At 42.0% G+C, this 22,872-nt stretch carries 27 protein-coding genes and 2 tRNA genes; 15 read left to right on the forward strand and 14 right to left on the reverse strand.

Annotated elements, in window-relative coordinates:
* Positions 1-29: 29 nt before the first annotated feature.
* A complete protein-coding gene (locus tag AN213_RS17545; protein WP_082389337.1) occupies positions 30-218 on the reverse strand; it encodes a PA3496 family putative envelope integrity protein in 189 nt (62 codons plus the stop codon).
* 391 nt (positions 219-609) lie between these two features.
* On the opposite strand from AN213_RS17545, the gene AN213_RS17550 reads away from it, so the two are divergent.
* Positions 610-1,410 (forward strand): YggN family protein, encoded by an 801-nt coding sequence (locus AN213_RS17550; protein WP_054563710.1) that lies wholly within the window; start codon positions 610-612, stop codon positions 1,408-1,410.
* A gap of 66 nt (positions 1,411-1,476) precedes the next feature.
* Here the strand turns inward: AN213_RS17550 and AN213_RS17555 are convergent, their stop codons facing one another.
* On the reverse strand, positions 1,477-2,919 hold the full coding sequence (locus tag AN213_RS17555; RefSeq protein ID WP_054563711.1) for a PLP-dependent aminotransferase family protein: 1,443 nt from the start codon (positions 2,917-2,919) through the stop codon (positions 1,477-1,479).
* A gap of 101 nt (positions 2,920-3,020) precedes the next feature.
* Between AN213_RS17555 and AN213_RS17560 the strand changes: the two genes are divergently transcribed.
* Complete coding sequence (locus AN213_RS17560; RefSeq protein WP_054563712.1) at positions 3,021-3,950, forward strand: DMT family transporter; 930 nt, start codon at positions 3,021-3,023, stop codon at positions 3,948-3,950.
* A gap of 54 nt (positions 3,951-4,004) precedes the next feature.
* Here the strand turns inward: AN213_RS17560 and AN213_RS17565 are convergent, their stop codons facing one another.
* Entirely contained in the window at positions 4,005-4,853 is an 849-nt protein-coding gene (locus AN213_RS17565) for a diacylglycerol kinase family protein (protein ID WP_054563713.1), read from the reverse strand.
* A gap of 324 nt (positions 4,854-5,177) precedes the next feature.
* Here AN213_RS17565 and AN213_RS20270 point away from each other — a divergent pair, with 324 nt between their 5' ends.
* The 5 genes from AN213_RS20270 (at position 5,178) to AN213_RS17590 (ending at position 7,292) form a co-directional block, all read left to right on the forward strand.
* The gene (locus AN213_RS20270) at positions 5,178-5,318 is read left to right on the forward strand and encodes a hypothetical protein (protein WP_166341396.1); all 141 of its coding nucleotides are present in this window, start codon (positions 5,178-5,180) and stop codon (positions 5,316-5,318) included.
* A 227-nt stretch (positions 5,319-5,545) separates the two neighbouring features.
* A tRNA-Ser gene (locus tag AN213_RS17575) sits at positions 5,546-5,636 on the forward strand.
* 120 nt (positions 5,637-5,756) lie between these two features.
* Positions 5,757-5,849, forward strand: a tRNA-Ser gene (locus AN213_RS17580).
* Between the two features lie 108 nt (positions 5,850-5,957).
* The gene (locus tag AN213_RS17585; RefSeq protein WP_160316773.1) at positions 5,958-6,458 is read left to right on the forward strand and encodes a DUF4124 domain-containing protein; all 501 of its coding nucleotides are present in this window, start codon (positions 5,958-5,960) and stop codon (positions 6,456-6,458) included.
* A gap of 69 nt (positions 6,459-6,527) precedes the next feature.
* Complete coding sequence (locus AN213_RS17590; RefSeq protein ID WP_055199252.1) at positions 6,528-7,292, forward strand: MBL fold metallo-hydrolase; 765 nt, start codon at positions 6,528-6,530, stop codon at positions 7,290-7,292.
* On the opposite strand, the gene AN213_RS17595 is transcribed toward AN213_RS17590, so the two are convergent.
* On the reverse strand, positions 7,264-8,382 hold the full coding sequence (locus AN213_RS17595) for an aminotransferase class V-fold PLP-dependent enzyme (protein ID WP_054563717.1): 1,119 nt from the start codon (positions 8,380-8,382) through the stop codon (positions 7,264-7,266). The genes AN213_RS17590 and AN213_RS17595 overlap by 29 nt on opposite strands.
* Positions 8,382-9,551: a monodechloroaminopyrrolnitrin synthase PrnB family protein gene (locus AN213_RS17600; RefSeq protein WP_054563718.1), complete on the reverse strand. Its 1,170-nt coding sequence runs from the start codon at positions 9,549-9,551 to the stop codon at positions 8,382-8,384. Before AN213_RS17600 ends, AN213_RS17595 begins: the two co-directional genes overlap by 1 nt.
* A 113-nt stretch (positions 9,552-9,664) precedes the next feature.
* Here AN213_RS17600 and AN213_RS17605 point away from each other — a divergent pair, with 113 nt between their 5' ends.
* From AN213_RS17605 to AN213_RS17615, 3 genes are all read left to right on the forward strand, one after another.
* Positions 9,665-10,126 carry an Lrp/AsnC family transcriptional regulator gene (locus AN213_RS17605; RefSeq protein WP_055199253.1) on the forward strand — a complete coding sequence of 154 codons (462 nt, stop codon included), beginning with the start codon at positions 9,665-9,667 and terminating at the stop codon, positions 10,124-10,126.
* 68 nt (positions 10,127-10,194) lie between these two features.
* Positions 10,195-11,562 (forward strand): carboxylesterase, encoded by a 1,368-nt coding sequence (locus tag AN213_RS17610; RefSeq protein ID WP_055199254.1) that lies wholly within the window; start codon positions 10,195-10,197, stop codon positions 11,560-11,562.
* Positions 11,559-12,698 (forward strand): GNAT family N-acetyltransferase, encoded by a 1,140-nt coding sequence (locus AN213_RS17615; protein WP_055199255.1) that lies wholly within the window; start codon positions 11,559-11,561, stop codon positions 12,696-12,698. The genes AN213_RS17610 and AN213_RS17615 overlap by 4 nt, the downstream gene beginning before the upstream one ends.
* Here the strand turns inward: AN213_RS17615 and AN213_RS17620 are convergent.
* The gene (locus AN213_RS17620) at positions 12,675-13,265 is read right to left on the reverse strand and encodes a DUF938 domain-containing protein (RefSeq protein ID WP_055199256.1); all 591 of its coding nucleotides are present in this window, start codon (positions 13,263-13,265) and stop codon (positions 12,675-12,677) included. The genes AN213_RS17615 and AN213_RS17620 overlap by 24 nt on opposite strands.
* A 183-nt stretch (positions 13,266-13,448) precedes the next feature.
* Here AN213_RS17620 and AN213_RS17625 point away from each other — a divergent pair, with 183 nt between their 5' ends.
* From AN213_RS17625 to AN213_RS17645, 5 genes are all read left to right on the forward strand, one after another.
* Positions 13,449-13,643: a hypothetical protein gene (locus tag AN213_RS17625; protein WP_054554610.1), complete on the forward strand. Its 195-nt coding sequence runs from the start codon at positions 13,449-13,451 to the stop codon at positions 13,641-13,643.
* Positions 13,644-13,749: 106 nt separating this feature from the next.
* Entirely contained in the window at positions 13,750-14,115 is a 366-nt protein-coding gene (locus AN213_RS17630) for a hypothetical protein (RefSeq protein WP_054554609.1), read from the forward strand.
* A gap of 8 nt (positions 14,116-14,123) precedes the next feature.
* Complete coding sequence (locus AN213_RS17635; protein ID WP_055199257.1) at positions 14,124-15,500, forward strand: aspartate ammonia-lyase; 1,377 nt, start codon at positions 14,124-14,126, stop codon at positions 15,498-15,500.
* Between the two features lie 149 nt (positions 15,501-15,649).
* The gene (locus AN213_RS17640; RefSeq protein WP_055022358.1) at positions 15,650-16,135 is read left to right on the forward strand and encodes a hypothetical protein; all 486 of its coding nucleotides are present in this window, start codon (positions 15,650-15,652) and stop codon (positions 16,133-16,135) included.
* A gap of 13 nt (positions 16,136-16,148) precedes the next feature.
* A complete protein-coding gene (locus AN213_RS17645; protein ID WP_055022359.1) occupies positions 16,149-16,550 on the forward strand; it encodes a hypothetical protein in 402 nt (133 codons plus the stop codon).
* On the opposite strand, the gene AN213_RS17650 is transcribed toward AN213_RS17645, so the two are convergent.
* The 8 genes from AN213_RS17650 to AN213_RS17685 form a co-directional block, all read right to left on the reverse strand.
* Entirely contained in the window at positions 16,543-16,728 is a 186-nt protein-coding gene (locus tag AN213_RS17650; RefSeq protein ID WP_054554683.1) for a hypothetical protein, read from the reverse strand. The two genes, AN213_RS17645 and AN213_RS17650, sit on opposite strands and share 8 nt — an antisense overlap.
* A gap of 65 nt (positions 16,729-16,793) precedes the next feature.
* On the reverse strand, positions 16,794-17,111 hold the full coding sequence (locus AN213_RS17655) for a hypothetical protein (RefSeq protein ID WP_054554605.1): 318 nt from the start codon (positions 17,109-17,111) through the stop codon (positions 16,794-16,796).
* Entirely contained in the window at positions 17,108-17,746 is a 639-nt protein-coding gene (locus tag AN213_RS17660) for a hypothetical protein (protein WP_055199258.1), read from the reverse strand. Before AN213_RS17660 ends, AN213_RS17655 begins: the two co-directional genes overlap by 4 nt.
* 71 nt (positions 17,747-17,817) lie before the next feature.
* On the reverse strand, positions 17,818-18,510 hold the full coding sequence (locus AN213_RS17665) for a PspA/IM30 family protein (protein WP_054563727.1): 693 nt from the start codon (positions 18,508-18,510) through the stop codon (positions 17,818-17,820).
* Between the two features lie 24 nt (positions 18,511-18,534).
* Complete coding sequence (locus AN213_RS17670) at positions 18,535-18,948, reverse strand: YjfI family protein (RefSeq protein WP_054563728.1); 414 nt, start codon at positions 18,946-18,948, stop codon at positions 18,535-18,537.
* Between the two features lie 79 nt (positions 18,949-19,027).
* The gene (locus tag AN213_RS17675; protein WP_408002942.1) at positions 19,028-20,680 is read right to left on the reverse strand and encodes a polyamine aminopropyltransferase; all 1,653 of its coding nucleotides are present in this window, start codon (positions 20,678-20,680) and stop codon (positions 19,028-19,030) included.
* Between the two features lie 73 nt (positions 20,681-20,753).
* A complete protein-coding gene (locus AN213_RS17680; RefSeq protein WP_055022362.1) occupies positions 20,754-21,653 on the reverse strand; it encodes a DUF350 domain-containing protein in 900 nt (299 codons plus the stop codon).
* Between the two features lie 30 nt (positions 21,654-21,683).
* Complete coding sequence (locus tag AN213_RS17685; protein WP_055199260.1) at positions 21,684-22,616, reverse strand: hypothetical protein; 933 nt, start codon at positions 22,614-22,616, stop codon at positions 21,684-21,686.
* Positions 22,617-22,872: the final 256 nt, after the last annotated feature.

The following is a 22,872-nucleotide window of genomic DNA, read 5'->3' on the forward strand; positions in this document are numbered from 1 at the left end:
GCAAATTGCCTCTTTATCTAAATTTATGCTTAGTCGTTCAAGTACTCGTCAAAGTCGTCGTCGCCTAAGTTTCTGCGCAAGCGTTTTTGTTCAAGATAGTCTTCCAACTTCTTCTTTACGCGTTGCTTTTTCTTGTCGTGTTGATTACGCCCGACCATTTCGTACTCGTCTTCAACAAAATCGTCATCTAGCGCGTCATAACTAAATGTCTTACCCACAACCCACTCCATAAAGTGTTTGAGACCAATTCTTGAGATTAAAATTTGCTCGATGAATTGGCAAAGATTAAAAAGCTCAGTAGTAATTTAGTATCTAAAAAACCACCAAAATAAAGCCATACACCCATGCTAAATAGGTCATATGTCAATATTGTGAATAAATAGCGCTAAATTTGATTTCTGAAAAGTGAGAGTTTTTTATCGTTTCGATAAAAGTCATTTATGCATGTGTATTTTTTAGTTAATTTGACTAAAAAATGGTTAAAAAGTTATTCCCCGCAATTTTTAAAAAACCATAGAAACACAGCAAGGCATTGAATTAATTGAACTTATAAATTTTGGCATTCAATTTGATTATGTATTTGTGTCATTTCAAACAGGAAAGAAAAAAATGAAAAAGTTATTGTTAGTAAGTTCTTTATTTATCGCTACCGGCGCAATGGCTCATAACGATAATGATACAAATATTTCATTCAGCGGTGAGCAGTGTGATGTTGAATTTATAAATGATGTACGCATCACACCAAGCGAGTTAGAAGTATACACAGCCGATAATCGCACTATGAAAATCATCGATCAGCACACTTTATATATCGATGGTCAAAGCGTGTCGCTTGATGCTTCACAACAGCAAGCAATTGCAGATTACTCAGACAGCTTACGCAGCCAACTTCCTGAAGTAGCAAATATCGCACTTGATGGTGTAAAAATAGCTGGTGTAGCCATCGAAGAAGTCTCAAATGCTTTCAATATTGATGGCCTAAGCGACATTTCAGAATTAATGGACGATATCAGCGTAGAAGTACAAAACGCTTTCTATCAGCAAGGTGCGTTCACCATGGGTCAGCAAAATTTCGAAAAATTTGGCCAAAACTTTGAAGACCAATTCGATGAGCAAATCGAATCGGCTGTCGAGTCAGCCATGATGCAATCGATGGGCAGTATTTTAGTGGCGCTAGGCTCTGAACTTTTAGGTTCAGGTGGCGACATGGATGAGTTTGAGCAACGTATGGAAAACATGGGCGCACAAATCGAAGCTCGTGTAGAAACACAGGCAGCTCAACTTGAAGAGCGTGCAGATGCATTATGCGGCAGCTTTGCTGATATCGCTCATAAAGAGCAAGAGCTAGTAGTTCTAGTACCAGAGCTAAAAGAGTATCAACTATTTACTTTCAAACAGAATGCAGAGTAATTGACTAATTAACATCCCTGAACCAAAACACTTGGTCCTTTCGCGCAGAGCTTGCTCTGCGCTTTTTTATTTTTTGGCCAGCACAGTCAGCTGCGATAACGTTTTAATCGCCTGCTCTAAATTCTCAGACCAAGGCAAGCCATAACTTAAACGAAAACAGCTACGGTACTTTTTACCCGCTGAGAATATCAACCCTGGAGTAATACTGATCCCCGCCTCAAGTGCCAAATGGAATAACTTTACCGCATCATATTGGCTACCAAGGTCAACCCAGATAACACAGCCACCCTGCGGATTACTAATACGCGCACAACTTGGCATATATTGCTGCAGGCACCAAATCATACGCTCTTTGTTGGTACTTAAGCGCTGTCTAAGCAAACGAATGTTACGGTCGTACTCACCGCTAGCTATAAACTCATACAAGGTCCACTGGTTTATAAGTGGCGCGGAGCAACTAAGCGCGCGTTTGTGTCGCCTTGCTTGCTCTGCAAACTTACCAGCAATGATCCAACCTATGCGATAACTGGGAGCAGCTGTTTTTGAAAACGACGCGCAGGTGATCACTAAGCCCTTTTTTGAATAAGCTTGTGCAGGAGTGGCACGCTTAGCTGTAAAATGTAAGTCACCATAAACATCATCCTCAATAAGCACCACGTCACGCTGCTCTAAAAGTGCCACTAATTGCTCACGCTTGGCATCAGGCATAAAACTGCCAACAGGATTATTTAATGAGGTTGAAAACACACAGGCTTTTATATCATGCTCATCGAGTGCTTGAGCCAAATCATCTAGCCATATTCCTTCATCGGGGCACAGCGGTATTTCCAGCGCCTTTAAGCCTAAGCTTTCAATTAATTCGATAATGCCAAAATAACAAGGCGACTCGATAGCAATAACATCACCGGGTTTAGCAACACACTTAAGGGCAATCGCCAACGCTTCTTGAGCACCATTGGTGATCACTAGTTCATCGCTATCAACCCCAATGCCAAAATCCAGATAGCGATGAATGAGTTGTTTTTTAAGTGGTGCAAAGCCATCCATCGGGCCGTAATTAATTGCCGATGCGCCCGCTAATGTCATTACTCGGCGCATTGTTCGTGCCAGTGCTTTATCTGTTGGTGCTGCGGCTACAGGGTTGGCGATACCAAATGGCACCACATTAGCTTTATGGATAGCGCTGTAGACTTGCTCAATCAAGCCTTGCTTATTGACTGTGGTAGGCTCTCGACTGAGCCTAACTCGCTTTGGTCGTGACTGATTTAACTGTGAAGACTTTAAAAAGTACCCTGACTTTTCTCTTGCTTCAATCAATCCTTGCCCTTCAAGTAATTGATACGCCTGTTTTACAGTAGGAATACTAATATTGAGCTTGTCTGCCATTTTTCTGAGCGAAGGTAACTTTTCACCCGGTAATAACGAGCCTTGCAAGCAAAGATCTCTAACTAGCTGAATAACTTGTTGATATAAGAACTCACTGTTACTACGACTGATAACTTGTGACATAGCCCACCAAACTGTATAGGTTGCATTTCTAGTTTTCTGTATATGTTAAGTATACAGAAGAGGATTAAAATGAACATACTTTCAATTTTTGGGTACTAACTATGAAAAGCGCCGCTCTCTACCTTGCTACAGTACTGATCTGGGGATCGACTTGGCTAGCTATTGAGTTTCAACTAGGTGATGTCGCTGTTGAGGTCTCTTTATTTTACCGCTTTGCCATTGCAGCCATTTTAATGTGGGCCTTTGTGCTCATGAAAAAGCTACCTATGCATTATTCACTGCGTGATCACGGATTTTTTGCTTTATTAGCCTTATTTAACTTTGGTTTAAATTATTTAGTGCTGTATTGGGCGCAGAACTATCTCACCTCAGCAATGGCCTCAATAGCGTTTTCGATGTTGCTATTGATGAACATTATTAACACCCGCTTGTTCTTCGCAAAGCCAATTGCGAAACGAATTTACTTTGGCGCTCTACTCGGCGTAATGGGTATTGCCAGCTTATTTTGGCCACAAATTCAGCAATTCGACTTGAGTAATGGTGCGTTGGTCGGGTTACTACTTGCGCTATCTGGAACCTTTGTGGCTTCATTGGGAAATATGGTCAGCGTTCGAAACTCTCAGCGTAATATTGGCGTACTTCAAGGCAATGCCTGGGGTATGTTATACAGCGCTTTAGGTCTAGCTGCTTATGTTTTAGTAAGCGACGTTGAGCTCACGTTGAACGCCCCAAGTAGCTATTGGGTATCGCTTTTCTACTTAGCAGTGTTTGGCACCGTAATCGCATTTGCTTGTTACTTCGCGCTACTTAAAAACATCGGCCCTGAGCGCGCAAGCTATGTGATCGTGTTATTCCCACTGGTTGCAGTGGTGTTAAGTACTTTATTTGAAGGATTTGAATGGCAAGCGAATACCTTTATGGGTTTTAGCCTAGTGTTATTCGGTAATGCTATCGTGCTGACTCCTACTCGACAAATTAAAGCATTTTTTGCTGCGCGTAACTTGCAGCAAAAAAGCTCCGTCCCCAGTTAGAAGTGACTATGTCGCCTCTAACACCAAGCGCTGGCAAATTTTGCCGGCGCTTTTTTATGGCACATGAAAACGAAGTGCTTGTTTGTGAATCTTAACTTTAGCCGGAGTAAAACCAACAAGCTCACCATCGGCTTCTATAGCCAACCCTTTCGTGGTGACCTCTGCAGTTGTTAACTGGGTATATTCTAGCGCTTGCAAACCATGATGCTTTACGAGCAGTAAATACAAAAAGCTGATCAGGTTTTTCAATAAACCGCCAGCTGGCATACAGTAGCAATCAAGCTGACCATCATTTAACTTTGCCCGAGGGGCAATCTTTAAGCCACCACCAAAGTAATAATGATTAGCAAAAATCGTCGCTAAATTACTGTAGCTGAGTGCTTTACCATTAAACTCACCCTGAAGTGACTGTGCCTTAAATGAAAATAGCTGCTTGATGCCCTGCCAAGTGTAGCCAAACGAGCTAAAACTTCCGGCTTTATTTAGTTGAGTCACGACTTCAGCGTCAAAACCTATTCCCGCCACATTAATAAAATAGCGCTGATTGATTTGTCCAACATCGATTAACTCTGTACGGCTATTAAAAACAGCGTCATACCAAGCTTGTTGTTTACACGCAAAGCCACGAGCAAAATCATTTCCTGTGCCTGCCGGAATTAACGCGATAGAACAGCGACTCGACATTAATGCATTAACAGCTAAATGCAGCGTCCCATCACCACCAATCACCACAACTTGAGTTTGGTTTTTAGCCAAAAGCGCTATATCAGCGCAATCATTCTCAAACTTGCCTGTGGTTAAATACAATTCAGGCTCAATCTGTCTTTTTTTACATTCTTTTAGTAGCCAATCAACACTGTTTTTATGATTTTTTTTGTCACTTGGCTTTATTATTATCAACATCAACGGTTACTTCTTTTCTTGCACGGCAAAAACACCACACTCGTTCAAATTATATTAATCTGAATAATTAGTCACTTTCTCACTCTAAAAACGCATAAATAAAAATAATAAAAATTAAAAACCTTTATTTACCTACACTTCAGCGTTAAAGAAACTGCATAAGCATGCAAGATATCAGTAAGGTAAAAACTTAACCCCATGTTAATAAAAGGCTTTTGGATTAGAAAAAGTTATCCGACAGACTCAATTTTTATCGTTTTATTTTTGTTCAGTTTGATTGCAAAATACTCACGTTTTCAACCAAACACAACCCGGAGCAAAGTAATGAACCCAATTAATACATTAAACCAAAACGCTGCAACTCATGTTGCCGTAAAACCAACAAACCGCAAAGCAAAAATGTTGGCAAAACTTAATCGCTACGGCAAAAAGTTAGCTCTTGGCGGCGCAGTACAACACAAGTAATCCCCAACCATGGTTACTTTATCGGTGCAGTAAACACCCAACCACTAACGAAGATCCTTCTTTAGCTCCTCCGTTTACTGCTCCAATCCCTTTCTTTTAAGTTAAAAACAGCAATTAATTAAACCTTTTTACAAAAAACTCCCTCTTTACGCTCAAAAAACAAGCAAACAAACTTTTTCCTATTTACACAGCCGATTCAGCTAAGTATTATTCTCGCATCACGATGTGGAGAGATGGCAGAGTGGTCGAATGCACCGGTCTTGAAAACCGGCAGGGGTTTGTAGCCCCTCTAGGGTTCAAATCCCTATCTCTCCACCACTTATTTTTATTTGTTGATTAATTTCAGCAAATTACAATCAGAATTATGCGCTGGAGAGGTGGCCGAGTGGCCGAAGGCGCTCCCCTGCTAAGGGAGTATAGGGTTTGTAGCTCCATCGNGGAGAGGTGGCCGAGTGGCCGAAGGCGCTCCCCTGCTAAGGGAGTATAGGGTTTGTAGCTCTATCGAGGGTTCGAATCCCTCCTTCTCCACCATTTTATTATTAAAAACCGCTTTTAAGCGGTTTTTTTATGCCCGAAAACTTGCACACTTCATTATATTTCATGCATGCTAAGTATCTATTTGCTACACAAAGTGATGCTATGTTTCGTTTTGCATTTTTTACTCTTGCCCTACTTACCTGCACCAACAGTCAAGCCACTATTTATAAGTGCATGATTGACGGGGTTGCCACTTTTACGGAACAGCCTTGTGGAAAAGATGCAGTAATCGTGAAAATTGCACCGCCACCAGCAACTAGCCAAACACCAGCTACAGAGCAGCCGCAAAAACCACAAAAGCCTGCCGACTTAAGTGTTGAAGATTATTTAAAAATTCAAAAAGCCGATCGTGAAATAGAGCGCCTTCAGCTAGAAATTAAAGAACTACAAAAACAACAAAGTGAGCGCATCGATAAACTCAATAATATGACGCAAGATGCCGCAAATAGGTTAGGCGCAGCGTCTATTGATGATGCTATCAGCAAACAAAGTGAGCGTATTAACGCTTACTATAAGAGCCAAATCAGCATCCTCGAAAAACAGGTAGCACAGTTAGAAGAAAACAAAAAGCAGCTCAAAGAGCGAGGCACGCAATCCAATTAGCTTAACTTACTAAAACTGGTCAGACATGATATAACAACATTTGCTGATTTAGTTTAAGGGTCAATTGTTTTGCACATTCACACGCTCGAAGGTTATATTCAAAATATCTATTTAGTTGAATATCCAGATAAATTGATGCTGCTTGATGGGTGTTGCCGTGCTGATGTTGATACTGTATTTGACTATATTACCGAACAACTAAAGCGCCCCATCACTGACTTAAAACTGATTGTAGTCACCCATATGCACCCAGATCATGCCGGTGGAGCGCATGCACTAAGAAAGTTAAGTGGCGGCAAAATAGCTACGTCGAACGCTCCAGGTCAATGGTATAGAGGCATTGATGGTTTCTTAATGCATTTAACCGATATCGCTTTGGCTTGGTGGGTCGCAGGTAGGTTAAATAAAAAACGCCACAACCTTTGGTACAGCCGCCATCTAGATGCAGATTATTACCTTGCTACTGATGCAACCCTACCCGGCTTTGACGATTGGCAAGCACTACATAGCCCAGGTCACACTGACCGAGATATTAGCCTTTATCATATTCCTAGCGAGCGAATTTACATTGCTGATTTACTAGTAAAAGTAAAAGGGCAGCTTGTGCCACCCTTTCCTGTTTTTTACCCTAAGCTGTATTTAAGCTCTTTGTTGATGCTAAAAGCGCTACAACCAAAACGGATTATGTTTGCCCACAGCAACGAAGTCAGTATTGATGACATCGACTTTGAGCAAATTTTAGCGCTGGTCCCAGAAAAACCAATGACGCATTGGCGTTCAGTCAAAGCAAAGGCTCGACAAGCACTTAATTTAAAGCGCTTTTCACAGTCGTGATAAAAGTATCTATATCCTGCTGATCATTATAAATATGAGCAGAGACTCTTAAGCCTAAGTGACGTTCATCAACCGCAATATTCGCTGCAATAAGCGCAGCTTTAACAGCCGCTTGTTGCTCGCCAAAATGCATAATAGCCGTACCAGAGCATTTGTCAGCCTGTATTGGTGAGCGCATATAATCAGCTAATTGATCATGAAACTGCGCGAGCATTGCTAAGTTATGAGCACGTACTTTCTCAATACCAAGATCAGCAAAGTAATTAATACTATGCGAAGCCAAAATATAAGGTGCAACTGAAGGGGTACCGCCCCAAAAGCGCAATGCGGTTTGATGATAAGCAAAGTGCTTAATATCAAACTCAAACGGATTTTGATGAGAAAACCAACCAACATCTTGTGGCTGACAAAGTGAAAGCTGCTTGCTGCTAACCCATAAATAAGCAGCACCAGGCCCACCACATAACCATTTTACACTCGAGCCCAACATAAAGTCGGCATCAAGCTTAGTTAAGTCGACCTCTAAAATGCCCGCAGACTGTGCAACATCTAGTAAGCTCAATGTGTTGTGTTGTTTCGCGATATTTATAATTTCATGAATAGGCGCTTGCTGACCCGTGTTTGAATAAACATGGCTAATAAAGACTAAATCAATATCATTTTTCGCTAAATATGACTGCCAAATCTGAGCATCGGTTAGGTCTTCATGCTTACCTATAAACACGATTTCAGCACTTTCCGGTAGGGCTTTTTGCATCGCAAAACCCATACTTGGAAAGTCACTTTCGGCCATCAATACTTTGCAATTTTCTTGTTGAAGTCGCGGGTGCGACATCAACAGCTTGGTTAAACCACTCGATAAGTTAACTTGTGGGCAAAATAACTCACTATGCGAGTTAAATAATTTAGCGAGACTACTCGTAAATGCCTCAACACCTTGCAACCACTGTTGCCATGGTTCTTTATTTTCATTTTGCCAAGCAGCAAAAAACTGCTGATGAAAATGCTGCTCAGCAGATTTTAAGGGTCGCCCCACAGAGTGGTTAAGCAAATAGCTGCCTTGTGGAATTACAAAATCGTCTTTACTCATTACTTAATCCACTGTTTTAACTTAGTTAAATCATCAAACCGAGTTCGAATATCGTCCCTTTTTGCTGCCGCACGACGATCACGTAACTGCTCTAGTGAGTTAAGTAACACATGCAAAGGCGGCCCACTGGCTGTGACTTTATCCATATGTTGTTGCTGCATTTGCTGTGAAGGCTGCGCGATGTATTTACTGACCAACTGATTATGGTGGCCAATGGCAGTATCACCATGCAGTTTACACACTTGAATGAACAGCTTTAAGTTAGTTTGTAACCATTCGCTATCGCGCTCAGCTTCTGCCGCTAAAAAGTCATCCATAATGCTTGTCATACGCATACTTTCACGCAGGATCTGCTGATCTTCAGGCATCATATACAAGAATTTATCCACCAGCATTTGCGAGTAGCTAGGTTCATTAGCAAAACAAAGACCAAGCAGTAAATCGATAACATTAATGCCCGCAAAATCACCAGCATTCGCGCCACGATATACCTCTTTACCTACTCGATACGGCTTGTAATACGGGCGTACACAATAGAAAAAGCGGTCTGTATCGAGCTTGTTGTATAACGTATTATTCGACTCAATCACATCAAGCAATGCTTGTTTTGCCACTGCGAGTAAATCTGCTGCGATAGGGTGTGATATCCCTAATGGCTGAATTTTTAATAAAGCATCTGCCGCGCGCTTATACGCTAAAATGCCCTTGGTATTGTAATCAATAAAGATTTTCTCATCTTCAAGATCTGTAAAGCGCTTATACAAACCATCAACCGCTTTATTGTGGGTGGTTAAATGTGCCGTTGCAAAACGTGGGGTTACGCCAATAGATGCACCAATGTGCATTGCCAACGCTGAAGCTTCAACAAGCGGTGAGCTTGTTTCACGAGAAGGCTCAGTGATCTCATGGCGACGGCATGCCGCCATATACAAGCCAACATTACCTAATAAGTCAAAGGCATTATCAAAGCCTTCATCTGTATTACCCTCTGCCAGTAAGGCACGAATATGCTCATTACCTTCTTGCTCTAATTGACGTTTAAGGTGCTCACCGACACCCTCTACATTCGCTTTATCGTCTTGTTGCCAATATAGTTTTTCTAATTCGCTGTTGATCTCAACAAAACGGGTGCGAAGCCAGCTATCAAATGCCTTAGTGTTCTCAGTCACAGGCTCACTCCAAAATAATTATATTGCGATAATGTTAACAGAGTTCAATGAGTGCTAATCGCCAAAATATAGACTAGAATCCATCTAGATTAGTGAAAATCACTCAAATAAAAATGAAATTAGATAAAAAAGACCAACAAATACTTAATTCTTTACAGGATAATGCGAGAACTTCTGTCTCAGAGCTGGCACACTCGGTTAGCCTGTCCGATACCCCTTGCCTACGCCGCATTAAAAAGCTCGAATCAGCAAATGTGATCAGTGGTTACCATGCTGCCATCAATCCTAAAGCAGTTGATTTAAATGTGTCTGTGTATGCCTTTGTTCGCTTAAACCAGAACTCTGTTACCGCTGCTGAGCAATTTGAACAGCAGGTTGAGAAGCTTGACCATGTACTTGAGTGCTCTGTTATTTCAGGCAGTTATGATTACCTGCTGAAGATCGTTGCCGCTGATTTAGAAAGCTATGAAAGCTTTGTGAAACATAAATTAGGTAGTATTGATTGTATTGCTAACATCGAATCGACAGTGGTCTTAAAACAAGCGTTCACTAAGCGTCATTTACCGCTCGCTTGACGCACCTTGCTTGCAAATAAAACATAACTCGATAAGCTAAAAACAGGCTTTAAAAGGATGCTTAAAATATGAAATTCATCAACTTAGTTGCTATCTCTTGGGCCATCAGTGGGCTCTTTAGCAGCTCATTAATGGCACAGCAACAAACCTGCCTTACTCAGCTTGAAGACCAAGAACTGATGATGAAAAGTAAGCGCGAAGGACTGTTTAGAGAGCCATTACCACGCACCCATAGCACCTTTAGCTATAATATCGAGCAAGCATTTAGTGACTATTTAACCGCTGCTTACCTGCAAATTAGTAGCGAAAACCCGCGCGCTAATTTGCCATGCCCTGTTTACACAGACACCTATCAGCAGCTTGTTGCACAAGGCGCTCGACCAGCTAACGCGACTGTTGCCGATTTAATAAGCCCATTTGAACTTAAACAGGCCAATAGCCGTAAAGCAGTGCTCTTGATCCACGGTTTAACCGACTCACCCTTTACCTATCACGACCTTGCACAAGTGTATTATCAACAAGGGTATACGGTACGCACAATTTTACTACCTGGGCATGGTACCGCTCCTGCAGCACTTAGAGACATCGATGCCGATGATTGGCAAAAGGCTAGCGTGTATGCCATTGAGCGCACATTAAAAGATTTTGATCAGGTGATATTAGGGGGCTACTCAACGGGTGCTGCACTGGTTATTGATTACTTAACTCAAGGCCCGGTCGATAATAAGATTACTGCTGCTATGTTGTTTTCACCCGCAAGCGAGCCACACAATAAAAACGGTTGGCTGGCGAAATGGGTTGATGCGATTCCATTTGTGAATTGGATTGATAAAGATGCGGACCTTGATTTTGCCAAGTATGAGTCGTTTCCATTTAGTGCAGCCTCAGCTAGTCACGAAGCAATGAGCCGTATTAGCCTTGATGAACTACGTCATCGCCAACTCCCTAATGTAGCGATATTTAGCACTTTTAGTGATGTTGACACCACAATAGATAACCAAGCAACCTTTAAGATTTTAACTAAGCTGCACGACCCAAAAACGCGCAAAAATAACCAGCTTGATCGCCTTGTATACTATGGTGATGACGATAATATTCCCGCCAGCTTTCCAGCTGATTACCAAATAATTCGTGATGACTGCGACACCGATGACTGTAAAAAAATCAAAGGAATGTCACATATTGGTATTGTTAATAAACCCAGCAACCCTTACTACGGTCGCACAGCATTGTATCGCAATTGCGGAAGCTACTTAGATGACGACAAGCTTTATACAGCCTGCAAATACCAAAAAGACGTTGTGATGGGTGAACGCACAGCCGAAAATTTACAAGCGCACAAACCCTTTGCACGACTCACGTTTAACCCTTATTTCGATAAGCTTGCTATGCATATCAACGGTTTCATCAAAGATATTGAATCGGCTGAACAATGAGTGAGTTTAGCCACCGCTGGTTTAATCAAATAAGCGAGATTGATGCCACTCTTTGGCAATCATTTTTTGATGATACGCCCTTTACTGATCACGCTTTTTTAGCGGCTTTAGAACAAACGGGCTGTGTGAGTGAAGAGTCGGGTTGGCAACCTATGCACCTAGCAATTTACCAGCAAGAACAGGTCATAGCCTTACTACCCGGGTATCTAAAACACCACTCTTATGGTGAATATGTATTTGACTGGGCTTGGGCTGAAGCCTATCAACAACATGGCCTAGAGTATTACCCCAAATGGCTGTGTGGCGTACCATTCACACCTATTGCTGGGCAACGAATTAGTATAAATCACGATAACCCCACTGAAGTCTATGCTTACACTCAGCATGCACTCACAGCAACAGCAGCGCAGTTAGGCTGGTCAGGTTGGCATATAAATTTTTGCCACCAGCAACAAGCGACTGCATTAACTAGCGATACCGTAATGCAACGTCATGGCGTGCAGTTTCAGTGGTTTAATGAAGGCTATAATTGCTTTGAGGATTTTTTAGCTTCACTCACCGCAAGAAAGCGTAAATCGCTCAAAAAAGAACGCGCTAAAATAACTGAACAGCAGATAGCCGTAGAATGGATAGAAGGTGCTGACATCAGCAAACAGCACATGCAGCAATTTAGTCATTTTTACCGCCAAACCTATTTAAAGCGCTCAGGCCACAATGGTTATTTGAATACCGCCTTTTTCGAGTTATTGCAGCAAAGCATGGCCGACAAACTGGTGCTAATGTTCGCTAAATATCAAGGAGAGGTGATTGCCGCCACTCTCAGTTTTAAAGATCAGAACTGTTTGTATGGTCGTTACTGGGGAACGAACTATGAGCTCGATAGTTTGCACTTTGAGCTTTGCTATTATCAAGGTATTGAATACTGCATTGCCAACAAACTTAAACAGTTCCATTCTGGCGCGCAAGGTGAGCATAAAATAAGTCGCGGTTTTAAGCCCGTAAATACCTATTCACTGCATCATATTCAGCACGATGATTTTGCAGCTGCCATTAGCGATTTTATAACTAGAGAACGCCAACATATGGCGCTCTATAAAGCCCAATGCGAAAGCTTACTGCCTTTTAAACAGCAATAATTGGTTATTCGCTGGCATTTGCACATCTTCAACAAAGAATAAGCCAGCTTGCTCTGCAAGTTGGCAAATCGCTTCAAAATCACGAATCGCACTATTTGCATCTTGCTGTTTTAAAAAAGCATCAAATTCAGCATTACTAGCACTGGTAAACTTACCTTGGTACTTAAATGGTCCATAAATACACAGCTTACCTTTTGGCGCTAAGTGCTTTGCTACACCTTGGAAAAAGCGCTCCACCAGTGGCCAGCTAATAATGTGCATTGTGTTCGCGGTGAAAATGGCATTCACAGTTTCAACCGGCCAAGGATCATTAAGGTCGAGTGTCAGTGGCGCATGCAAGTTAGTTAATGCAGCTTCTTGATGCCATTGTAAAATCCCCGGGTGATTAACCTCGCGATCACTACAATGCCACTGCAAATGTGCTAAATGCGTTGCAAAATGCACACTATGTTGCCCAGTACCTGAGCCGACTTCTAATACATCCGTCACATCAGAAAAGAACGCTTCTAATACGTTTAAAATAGGTAATTTGTTGTTTTCACAGGCTTGAGAGAAGGGCTTATCCATACAAATTAGTGCACCATGTTTGGTAATTAGTGCACAACAGTAAAGCAAAAATAAATAATAAAGTCGCGGTGAATTTATTAGTTAAAAATATAAAACCATTATTTTCAACAAGTTAAATTTATTGATCAATATTGGTACAGCTTATGCTATTTCCTAAGTGAGTTAACCAATAGGAGCAATATTATGTATATCTCACCCTACACCGCTGTAGATGCAGCACTTGCAGCCAGCGAACGTGCTGAAAGCGAAAAAGCCGCCTTAACAAGTTGTGACGACAGAGCAACCGTGATCGATCTTCTTTCTCAATGTAACAAAGAAAATGTACAGGCGCCGAAAAAACATGAAACAGACCAGATTTTTATTCTCGGCTACAATTAATCACACACAGTTAATCCATTCAGTCTTAGCTTCATTATATAAGACTTGCACTAAAACCGATTAACTGTAATGATAACAATTATCATTACAGTTAATCGGTTTTTCTATGCACTCTCACAATGCTATGCTCCATTATCAGCGGCAAATGAAATGTGTTTGCCAAAGACCTGGGCTACATGCCCCTGCACTTGTTGCTAACTATGTTGAAGCGGGTTTAAACATTGCACGCTATTACGAAAAGCATCACAACTTTATTTTGCAAGAGCTGTATCTAAGACGCACCTTTCATGAACTACTTGAAAAGATGTGTGATTCATTAGTGCATAATGCAATTCGTAAACAATGTTTGGCTCAGCTTTATAAACCGCAACTTGCGCTAAAGCGTTACTACAAAACTCATAACTGTATTGAAAAGTATTTCAGTTTGGAGCGAGAAGCGTGTCTTCTCAGCCAAGAATTTAACCCGATTTAGGAGTGTTTATGAGCCAATTTAGAACCGAATCAGATAGCATGGGTGAACTACAAGTCCCTGCCAATGCGTTGTATCAAGCTCAAACGCAACGCGCTATCAATAACTTCAAAATTAGTGGCTTAGCCATGCCTAAGCAATTTATCACCGCCCTCGCCTACATTAAGCAAGCTGCCGCGCAAAGTAATGCTGCTTTAGGCCATTTGAGTCAAGGTAAAGCTAAAGCTATTGAGCAAGCATGCCAAGAGGTCATCGACGGTAAACATTTTTCAGAGTTTCCTGTTGATGTATTTCAGACAGGCTCTGGCACTAGCTCAAATATGAATGCCAATGAAGTCATTGCAACGCTGGCGAGCCAACTTGCAGGGGAAACCATTCACCCCAACGATGATGTGAACATGGGACAAAGCTCAAATGATGTGATCCCCACTGCGATTGCTGTAAGTAGCGCTATTAACATCATTTATGAGCTGTTTCCTAAACTCGATAAACTCAGTCAAAGCCTACAAAGCAAACAAGCCGAAGTGGGCCATATTGTGAAAACCGGTCGCACACATTTAATGGATGCAATGCCTGTGAGTTTTTCACAAACACTGGCTGCATGGCAGTTACAAGTGGATCATGCAATGGCAGGCATTCGCCAAGCTCTTGAGCGAGTTTGTGAACTTGCACAAGGTGGCACAGCAGTTGGTACCGGCATAAATGCCGATCCAGCATTTGCCGGTGAGTTTTGCCAACACTTGAGTGAGAATGTAGGTATTCGCTTTAGCCCAAGCAAAAACTTCTTTTATAACATAGGCTCACAAGACGCCATTGTTGCGCTCTCAGGCCAGCTAAAGGTACTTGCTGTAGCACAAATGAAAATAGCCAATGACTTGCGCTGGATGAACTCTGGCCCACTTGCAGGTCTTGGTGAAATTGAACTTGAAGCTCTACAGCCAGGTTCATCAATTATGCCGGGTAAAGTAAACCCTGTGATCCCTGAAGCGGCGGCTATGGTCAGCGCACAAGTAATTGGCAATGACGCGACCATTACAGTGGCTGGTCAAGCCGGTAACTTTGAGCTCAATGTAATGCTACCTGTGATTGCCCTAAACATTTTGCAAAGTATCGAACTTTTAGCAAATAGCAGTGAAGCACTGGCAGATAAAGCGATTGCCAGCTTTAAAGTAAACCAAAGCAATGTTGATAAAGCGCTCGCTAAAAACCCAATTCTGGTTACTGCACTTAATCCGGTGATCGGCTATAGCAAAGCCGCAAAAATTGCCAAATTAGCTTATCAAGAAGGTCGCCCTATTATTGATGTTGCTGCTGAGCATACGGATATTTCACGCGAAGAACTGAGCGAGTTATTGAACCCAGCCAAACTAACCCAAGGTGGTTTGTAATACCTATTCATTGCAGATAGCTGTAAAACTTTTATCTTATTGTAGCTCTGTGAATACAGAGCTACTTACTGAAAGCTAACGTTTTTATTGCTCCACTTTGAGCAATGTGTATGATAGTGAGTACTTATTCAACGATTTTTAGGTATGTTATGCGCTATCCACTATTGGCAATTTTATTTCCTGTGTTATTAACTGCGTGCTCGGACGCTGCAACTAATGAGCAAGCCGAATCAACGGCAACCAGCAATAAACTTGTCGAGGCACCAAAAGCCGTTGAAATAAAAAACGCTGAGGAAGTGACCAAAGCAGCCCCAGATAAAGCCACTATTGGCTCTGCCCATGAGCAACTTAAACAATTAATCGATGATCCAAGCTGTGACAACAGCACCCAATGTAAAGTATTACCTGTTGGTAGTCGTGCTTGTGGCGGCCCAAGTAGCTTTATTGTTTATTCAACCAAAACAGCTGACACTGCTGAGGTTGAAAAGCTTGCAAAAGATATCACCGCCCTTGAAAAGCAATTTAACGCAGCAAACGACATGATGAGTATTTGTCAGCATCTAACCGCACCAGGTGCGCAGTGTTCTGAGAATACTTGTGTTAGAATCGAAGGCTCAGCGGCAAGTGTATACTAAGGAATAAGCAATAATGGTTCGTTCATCGACTTTCAAGAAACTTTTCATCACCACAACTGTGTTAGCAAGCATTGCTTTAAGCGGTTGCGAAACAACAACGTCGGGTAGTTCTGCGCGCGTTGATTTAGGTGATTTAAACGATCAGCTGAACGATATCGTTAGCAATAATAGCTGTACCGCGAGCTTTCAATGTAAGGTGTTAGAAGTTGGTGAGCGGGCATGTGGTGGGCCAAGTCGCTATGTGGTTTATTCAACGTTAAACAATACACAAGAGCAAGCAGAGCAACTTGCAGAGCGAATTACAGCCGCTGAAAAGTCATCTGATCAAGCATTAACTGTTAACGATTGCTCACCAGTTCTGCCTATACAATCGCTGTGTATTTCACAGCAGTGCCAAGCATTCGAGATTAAGTAAATAATGCAATAAGGCCGGATACGATCACCACGCTGATGATACAAATCCCGGCCTTATATATGTACTTAACCTGCATTGTATTATGCACCCAGTAAGCATAAATGTAGCGAACAAAGTAACTTGCTGCAGTGCCAAATAATGCAAAAATAACTAAATACGCAAGTAAAATAATATCCACAGTCATGCCACTTCTTCAAAACATCTAGCCTCAGTGTAAGGGCTTAAAGAAGTAAAGGCAAAACCTTAGCTTTTTTTACTGTGTTCAATAAGTAATTCAGCCACGCGCTGCTTCACAGCACGCTTATCATCGGCTGCAACACCAAAGCGCTCAGCCAATAAAGCAATCTCTTCATCATTTAAGTTAAACGATAAACGCTGTCTGGTTTTTTTCGACTTAACGTCGAGCTCCAAAATCTTACGGATCATATCTGATGGCGTAAGTTCTTGGTCAATGGCTTGCTTCTTAATTGATTTTTGCACTTCAGAGCTTAAATCAAACGCCATTTGCGTGGCTCTAACGGCTTGCTCCTGACGCTGCCATTTGGCTTTTGCATCACTCACTTGGCATCCCCAGGAAATAAGTCAACAATATCGCTAATTGGTCTGGTTAACGTCAGTGATACCTCTGTTTCACCGCCTTCCCAAATCTCAATATTTAAACTATGCGATTCATCATCTGAGCTTAAACAGATCATTTCACACGGCTCACCACCTTCGTCTTCATAACGAGGTAAAGGTTTATTGCGGTAGTCCTTATTATGGAAATAACACACATAAGGTGCTTCTGATTGTTTGTAGCTCGATGCTAAAAAGTGACTAAAACGCTCCGGACTATTTTGCACGTTAATTGCCGTTAATTCGTCTTCATCAAAAATACGAGCGAACTCATCAAGGGTAAAAATCTCATCAACATCGTCGCGTTGAATTTTGATCGCAAAGTTTGCCCATTGCTCACCGTCATCTGATTCAATTTGCAAAAACACCACTTGGCCAGATTCACTCTCGAGTACCAACTCATACTCTGCACTACGTTGGTACTGATACGTTTGCACATCAATAACACGCAGTGTTTGTCCTTTTAACCAGCTTGGGTAAGCGAACGAATCAATCACCGTCAGCATATCACCAACGAGTAATTGGCTTGGATCAGTAAGCTGACGCTCTGGGGCTTTTTTAGATTTGAAAAAGTTAAACATTGGCTGACTCCTTGTTGAAGCAAAAAAGGTAACCCAGTGCGTGGGTTACCTTTTGTCTTTCCGTTAACTGATTAGCTATTTTGTTTTGCTTTAATACGCGCCAGAATATCCGCGCTTTTCGGATTGGTATCACCAATACCCGCTTCAGCCATTTTCGCTTTTAAATCATCGCCATTAGTATCAGCTTCTAATTGCTTAGCCGCACCTAACTGGTCTTGGCGGTCTTGCTGACGCTGCTTAATACGCTCAAGAGACTCACGTGCTGATGTCATTGATGAGCTGTTAGTATTTAGCGTGCTATTAACAGCCATTGTTGCTTGCTGAACACTCTCTGTCGTTTTAACCATCGTTAATTGACGTTGGTTTTCTTTAATCGACTTTTCAGCATCTTTAACTTGCTGCTTTAGTTGCACAATGTGGTTACTAAAACCAGCTAACACTTCTTCGTGCTCTGCTTTCTCAGCTTCAAAATCACCGATTTTTTCTGCGATTTCTAATGCTAGCGCTTCATTGCCTTTTTCAAGTGCTTGACCTGCATACGCTTCATGTTCTGCAATTGATGCATCTAGTGCGCTAATTTTACGCTTCGTTTGCATCTCTTTTGCCATTACTTCGGTAAGGCTTTTTTTAGCGCGTTGTAGGGCATTTTGTGCATCAGCAATTTCTTGTTCAAAGATACGGATACCGTTTGCATCAACAATTGCTTGTCCTGCTTCACGAGCGCCACCACGTACAGCTGTAAATAGTTTCTTTAAAATACTCATAATCTTAACTCCAGAAATTGCTAATTAATCGTTTAAATAAATGGTCACGGCTTCAAGTGCATCAATCGCATTGTCTGCCAGTGTTACCAACTCATGGGTAATATCATCAAACGATGAATTAACCGATAACGCGCCAAAAATAGCGTATTTATCATCAATTTTTGCAAATGCACTTAATGGAATTGGTACATTTAAACGTAGTAACGTTTCGTTTAACTCATTACGCATATCTGCTTGTACTTCGTTTTCAGCAAACAGGTAGCTTATACACAGTAGTTGCTCTTCTGTTTGGGTAACAAAGATAGGTAACTCATCATTCCCATCGACGATAACTTGTAACACATCTTGCTCACCTTCGTTGGCAATCAAGAAAGACTCAAAGCTCACACCTTCTGTTTCAAAAGAAGCCAGTTTGATTGATAGTTCATTTAATTCCATGTCTCACCTTTTTACGTTTTGACATATTATGTCTGAGTTAAGATTTGCATAGCCGACATATTATGTCAACTATAAAATATCAATTTTTGTACAATTCGGTTTCAACTTGCCACGCTTGGCGGTAATAATCATATAAGGTTCCTGAACCTAATCTATTGACTTCAATCGTGTTTACTTGTTCAAAAAAATGATTCGGAAACACAAAAGAAGCCAATAAATATTCTTTGCTTACCCAACGAGATGGCACCGGTAATTCGTTCGTTTCACGAATTCGCTGACTTGCTGATTTGCCAGCGGTGGTCGCGATAGTCCAACCCCATTGACCAAACGAAGGAATATTCTGTTGGTATTGCTCAACATAACCAAAGCCAGCAGCTTTCATTGTTTTAGCAATACTCAAAAATGCTTTCTTCGCATGATAAGGGGATGTTGATTGCACGGCCACAGCTCCATCAGGTGCCAACAACTGACGCACATGATTATAAAAATAATCACTGTACATCTTATTAAGATCAGGGTGATTAGGGTCTGGTAGGTCAATTAAAATAGTGTCAAAGCGCTCGCCTTTAGCAAGCATAGCTTCGACCTCTAAAAAGGCATCTGCAATGCGAATATCAGCGCGGGGATCGCTCATAGAGTGCTTATTTAGCGCTGTTAAACGTGTTCTGATTTCCTCTGGCGCATCATAGTCGCCGACATCATTACCAAATAAGTTTAACAACTGACCATCTAAGTCAACTAAGGTGACATGCTCTACTGGCCACTTCAAAACATCACGCAATGCAAGCCCATCACCACCCCCGATGATCAACACGCGGTCGTGGCGATTTGAAGCCAACATAGCAGGATAGACAAGCATAGAATGATAAATTTGCTCATCCACACTTGAGAATTGTAAACGGCCATTGAGGTAAAGATCGGTAATTGCATTGGGCTGATTGCGGCTCAAACGCTCAGTTAAAACTAGGTGCTGATACTTAGTTGCTTGCGAGTAGATAACTTTATCTTTGTATAAAACATTGCTTAGGTTTTTCATCCAACTGGTGCCAAGCACAAGCACAAACGCAAAAAACACCAACAACAGCACATGGCAAACTAGCAGTAGCTTAGCGAAGCGAACATGTTGATGATAGCGCCATAAAAACACGAGACCAGCAATAATATTAAACAACGCCGTCCAAGCTGCTGCTTGCATAATTGGCATCGCAAGCATAATGCTCACCCAAATCGCAGCACCGACACCGGCACCGATATAATCCGCCCCGTAAATAGTTCCCGCATTATTTTCTAAAAAGCGGCCATAAACTTGCTGGCGAATACGCGCAATTAGCGGGATCTCCATACCGATCAATAGCCCGAGTAACAGACCAAACACATAGGGTAAGAAACGTGACCACTCTTGTAGCATTTCAAATACATAGCCATTAAGTACGGTATCTGCAGGCAAGTTAAAAATTTCGGAGAAGATATGCGGCAATGAATAACTGACAGCGATAACACTCGCTATCGCTAAAATACAGCCCATGCCGACCAAGGCAATAATACTCTCTAGCCACGCGAAAGCAGTAAATGCATCTTTAAACCAACGTGCTAAAAATGCACCGATACCCATAGCGACAATCATGGTGCCGATCATGGCATAAATGGCACTCTCGACCGAGCCTAAGACACGACCAGCATAATGAGATAGAAGGTATTCATAAATAAGGCCGCACCCAGCGAGTACGGCCATAACAGTTATTAATAGGAAATCATGCCCAAGTAGATTGGCTCTACTTGGGGCGCTTGTTGTAGTAGACACTTAATTAGGCACCTAACAAGGTTGCCATGGTCGAACCAATCGCAAATGAGATTGCTGCAGAAATAGCTGCTACACCCACGTTCTTCTGGCGGTTCACTTCATCTGAAATATCACAACCAGATAGAATGATTTTGATAGTCACTAAGTGTAGTAAAATGAAAGCAACTAAACTCACTGCTGCACTTAATGCCCAGTAACCTAAACTAGCAACAATGTTGTCAGCCGCATAAGGAGCAATACCTGATGCAGCCGTTAATGCCAATGCACTACCCACTAAAAAGCCAGCATAACGAATACCTACTGCTAAGTTACCGTCAATAACCGCTTGCTGTAAGCAATCACCACTGCGATTAGTACGCTTGAATAACTGCACTCGATATTGACTGATCAGTAGCATCGCAATGCTGCCAATGGCAAAAGCTGCGATCACAATTGGAACACCATGCCAGCCTTCAGTCGCAACCCAAAATAAAGCAGAGCGAATGACAATCGCTACACTCACCACATGGCCAAAATCAATGAGTGCAGCAGTAGCATTACCTTTTACGATTTCGTCATGCAGGCTCACTTTACGAAGCGCTACCTTGTCTTGGAAGAAGTGACCTAGCTTGATAAGCACAATCGCCATCACACCATAACCTAGCATTTGTAATGCTTCTTGTTGTAAGGTCGGTGCAAATGCGCCGCTGCTCACGCCACTAAGAACAATAGCAAGTGCCACAAGCCCAGCCGCAAAACTAATACCAAAAGCAAAATTGTCACGCTCAGTTATTTCATCATTAGCGTGTAAGTTAGATACCCAGCCTTTGATAAATTTTAGGCTGACAAATAAAGCGATAATGATTGCAAAGTCGATTGCTAAAGCTTGCAACGACCAAGTGGTTATTCCATTAAATTCATACATGTGTTGTAACTCCGGTGGTTATTCTTTTCACTACTTACCGCGGCTAATGCCACGTGATGTTCTGCTCGAGCTGTTACGTAATGACCCAGAGCTTTTACTGTAACTACTGCTAGAAGCATAGCTACTACGTGTGCGTGGCGGCGTATAGCTGCTACGGCTTAATCCAGATGCGCCACTACGCTTCTTGGCATACGGACTAGTGAATTGTTTACCTTGGCGTTGATAAGACTGATGAGTACGTGTCTCTACCGTTTGTTGTGCTTTAATCTGTTTTGGGCTCGAATAACGATAACGGCCATAATCATTGTAATAACTGTACTTTCTGTGACGACTCCAACGACCATACTCAACTCGGTCGAATACATCGCCCAACATGCGATACATCCCGTACCAAACCCAAAAGCTGGTACCGCTGCTATTTGTTTGCCATTGCCCATAGTTAGGGTTGCCAACTAACTGGTTACCAACACTTTCGCCTTCAGCAGCTTCACTAACTGCGCCAACGCGCGCCAATGACCCCTGCGACATATCAGCAAGCATATTGATAGGATCGGTAAGCGCATCTTGAAATAAAGATGGCTTGGCAGCATCACGAATAAGATCAAGTTGATGAAGAGTATCTTCATATGGTGGTATTAGATAAGTAGACTTAACATCAGCTAAGCGTTGTGTAAGACCTGAATAAATAGCCCCTTCACGAGTCGCATCAAGACTAATTACACGGGCGATCTCAGAAAGTTGCGGTTGCTGCTCAGCAAGCACCTTGCCGTATTGTTTAAGTATCGTCGCATTACGCAAAGAGCCATTATCAAGCGCTGTACCAAGTTGATTTAATTCAACTTCAGCTTTTTCTATGGATTGTTGTATTGTTTGTTTCAGCTGCTCTTCTTTCGACTCACAGCCCATAAGCAAGCTTACCAAACAAAACAGGCTAATAAGTTTCCAAGCTTTTATTTGAGACATTCATGTCACCTGATTGTGGTTTAAAAACGCAAATAGTTTTACATAGCTCAGGTACTAAACCAAGATTAAAATTGCAACAAAGGGTAAATTGGGTCGTGAATTGCTAGTTAGCAAGGGGAAAATTTAAAGGGCTGGCTTAGGTTGGGTAGAGCGAAGCGAAACCAAACACATCACAGAGCTATCAGCTTTCAGCCGTCAGCGATCAGGCGATATGTGGAGGTTCTAGGCTCTAGGCTCTAGGCTCTAGGCTCTAGGC

The organism is Pseudoalteromonas sp. P1-8 (assembly GCF_001399985.1).
Classification (GTDB): Bacteria; Pseudomonadota; Gammaproteobacteria; order Enterobacterales; family Alteromonadaceae; genus Pseudoalteromonas.

Excerpts from the sequence above, each read along its gene's own strand:
- AN213_RS17595 (WP_054563717.1), bottom strand. The coding sequence starts at position 8,382 with ATGAGTAAAGACGATTTTGTAATTCCACAAGGCAGCTATTTGCTTAAC.
- AN213_RS17640 (WP_055022358.1), top strand. The coding sequence starts at position 15,650 with ATGCGCTATCCACTATTGGCAATTTTATTTCCTGTGTTATTAACTGCG.
- AN213_RS17660 (WP_055199258.1), bottom strand. The coding sequence starts at position 17,746 with ATGTTTAACTTTTTCAAATCTAAAAAAGCCCCAGAGCGTCAGCTTACT.
- AN213_RS17560 (WP_054563712.1), top strand. The coding sequence starts at position 3,021 with ATGAAAAGCGCCGCTCTCTACCTTGCTACAGTACTGATCTGGGGATCG.
- AN213_RS17670 (WP_054563728.1), bottom strand. The coding sequence starts at position 18,948 with ATGGAATTAAATGAACTATCAATCAAACTGGCTTCTTTTGAAACAGAA.
- AN213_RS17645 (WP_055022359.1), top strand. The coding sequence starts at position 16,149 with ATGGTTCGTTCATCGACTTTCAAGAAACTTTTCATCACCACAACTGTG.
- AN213_RS17680 (WP_055022362.1), bottom strand. The coding sequence starts at position 21,653 with ATGTATGAATTTAATGGAATAACCACTTGGTCGTTGCAAGCTTTAGCA.
- AN213_RS17605 (WP_055199253.1), top strand. The coding sequence starts at position 9,665 with ATGAAATTAGATAAAAAAGACCAACAAATACTTAATTCTTTACAGGAT.
- AN213_RS17630 (WP_054554609.1), top strand. The coding sequence starts at position 13,750 with ATGCACTCTCACAATGCTATGCTCCATTATCAGCGGCAAATGAAATGT.
- AN213_RS17675 (WP_408002942.1), bottom strand. The coding sequence starts at position 20,680 with ATGGCCGTACTCGCTGGGTGCGGCCTTATTTATGAATACCTTCTATCT.
- AN213_RS17665 (WP_054563727.1), bottom strand. The coding sequence starts at position 18,510 with ATGAGTATTTTAAAGAAACTATTTACAGCTGTACGTGGTGGCGCTCGT.
- AN213_RS17555 (WP_054563711.1), bottom strand. The coding sequence starts at position 2,919 with ATGTCACAAGTTATCAGTCGTAGTAACAGTGAGTTCTTATATCAACAA.
- AN213_RS20270 (WP_166341396.1), top strand. The coding sequence starts at position 5,178 with ATGAACCCAATTAATACATTAAACCAAAACGCTGCAACTCATGTTGCC.
- AN213_RS17620 (WP_055199256.1), bottom strand. The coding sequence starts at position 13,265 with ATGGATAAGCCCTTCTCTCAAGCCTGTGAAAACAACAAATTACCTATT.
- AN213_RS17585 (WP_160316773.1), top strand. The coding sequence starts at position 5,958 with ATGTTTCGTTTTGCATTTTTTACTCTTGCCCTACTTACCTGCACCAAC.
- AN213_RS17610 (WP_055199254.1), top strand. The coding sequence starts at position 10,195 with ATGAAATTCATCAACTTAGTTGCTATCTCTTGGGCCATCAGTGGGCTC.
- AN213_RS17625 (WP_054554610.1), top strand. The coding sequence starts at position 13,449 with ATGTATATCTCACCCTACACCGCTGTAGATGCAGCACTTGCAGCCAGC.
- AN213_RS17635 (WP_055199257.1), top strand. The coding sequence starts at position 14,124 with ATGAGCCAATTTAGAACCGAATCAGATAGCATGGGTGAACTACAAGTC.
- AN213_RS17550 (WP_054563710.1), top strand. The coding sequence starts at position 610 with ATGAAAAAGTTATTGTTAGTAAGTTCTTTATTTATCGCTACCGGCGCA.
- AN213_RS17685 (WP_055199260.1), bottom strand. The coding sequence starts at position 22,616 with ATGTCTCAAATAAAAGCTTGGAAACTTATTAGCCTGTTTTGTTTGGTA.
- AN213_RS17565 (WP_054563713.1), bottom strand. The coding sequence starts at position 4,853 with ATGTTGATAATAATAAAGCCAAGTGACAAAAAAAATCATAAAAACAGT.
- AN213_RS17615 (WP_055199255.1), top strand. The coding sequence starts at position 11,559 with ATGAGTGAGTTTAGCCACCGCTGGTTTAATCAAATAAGCGAGATTGAT.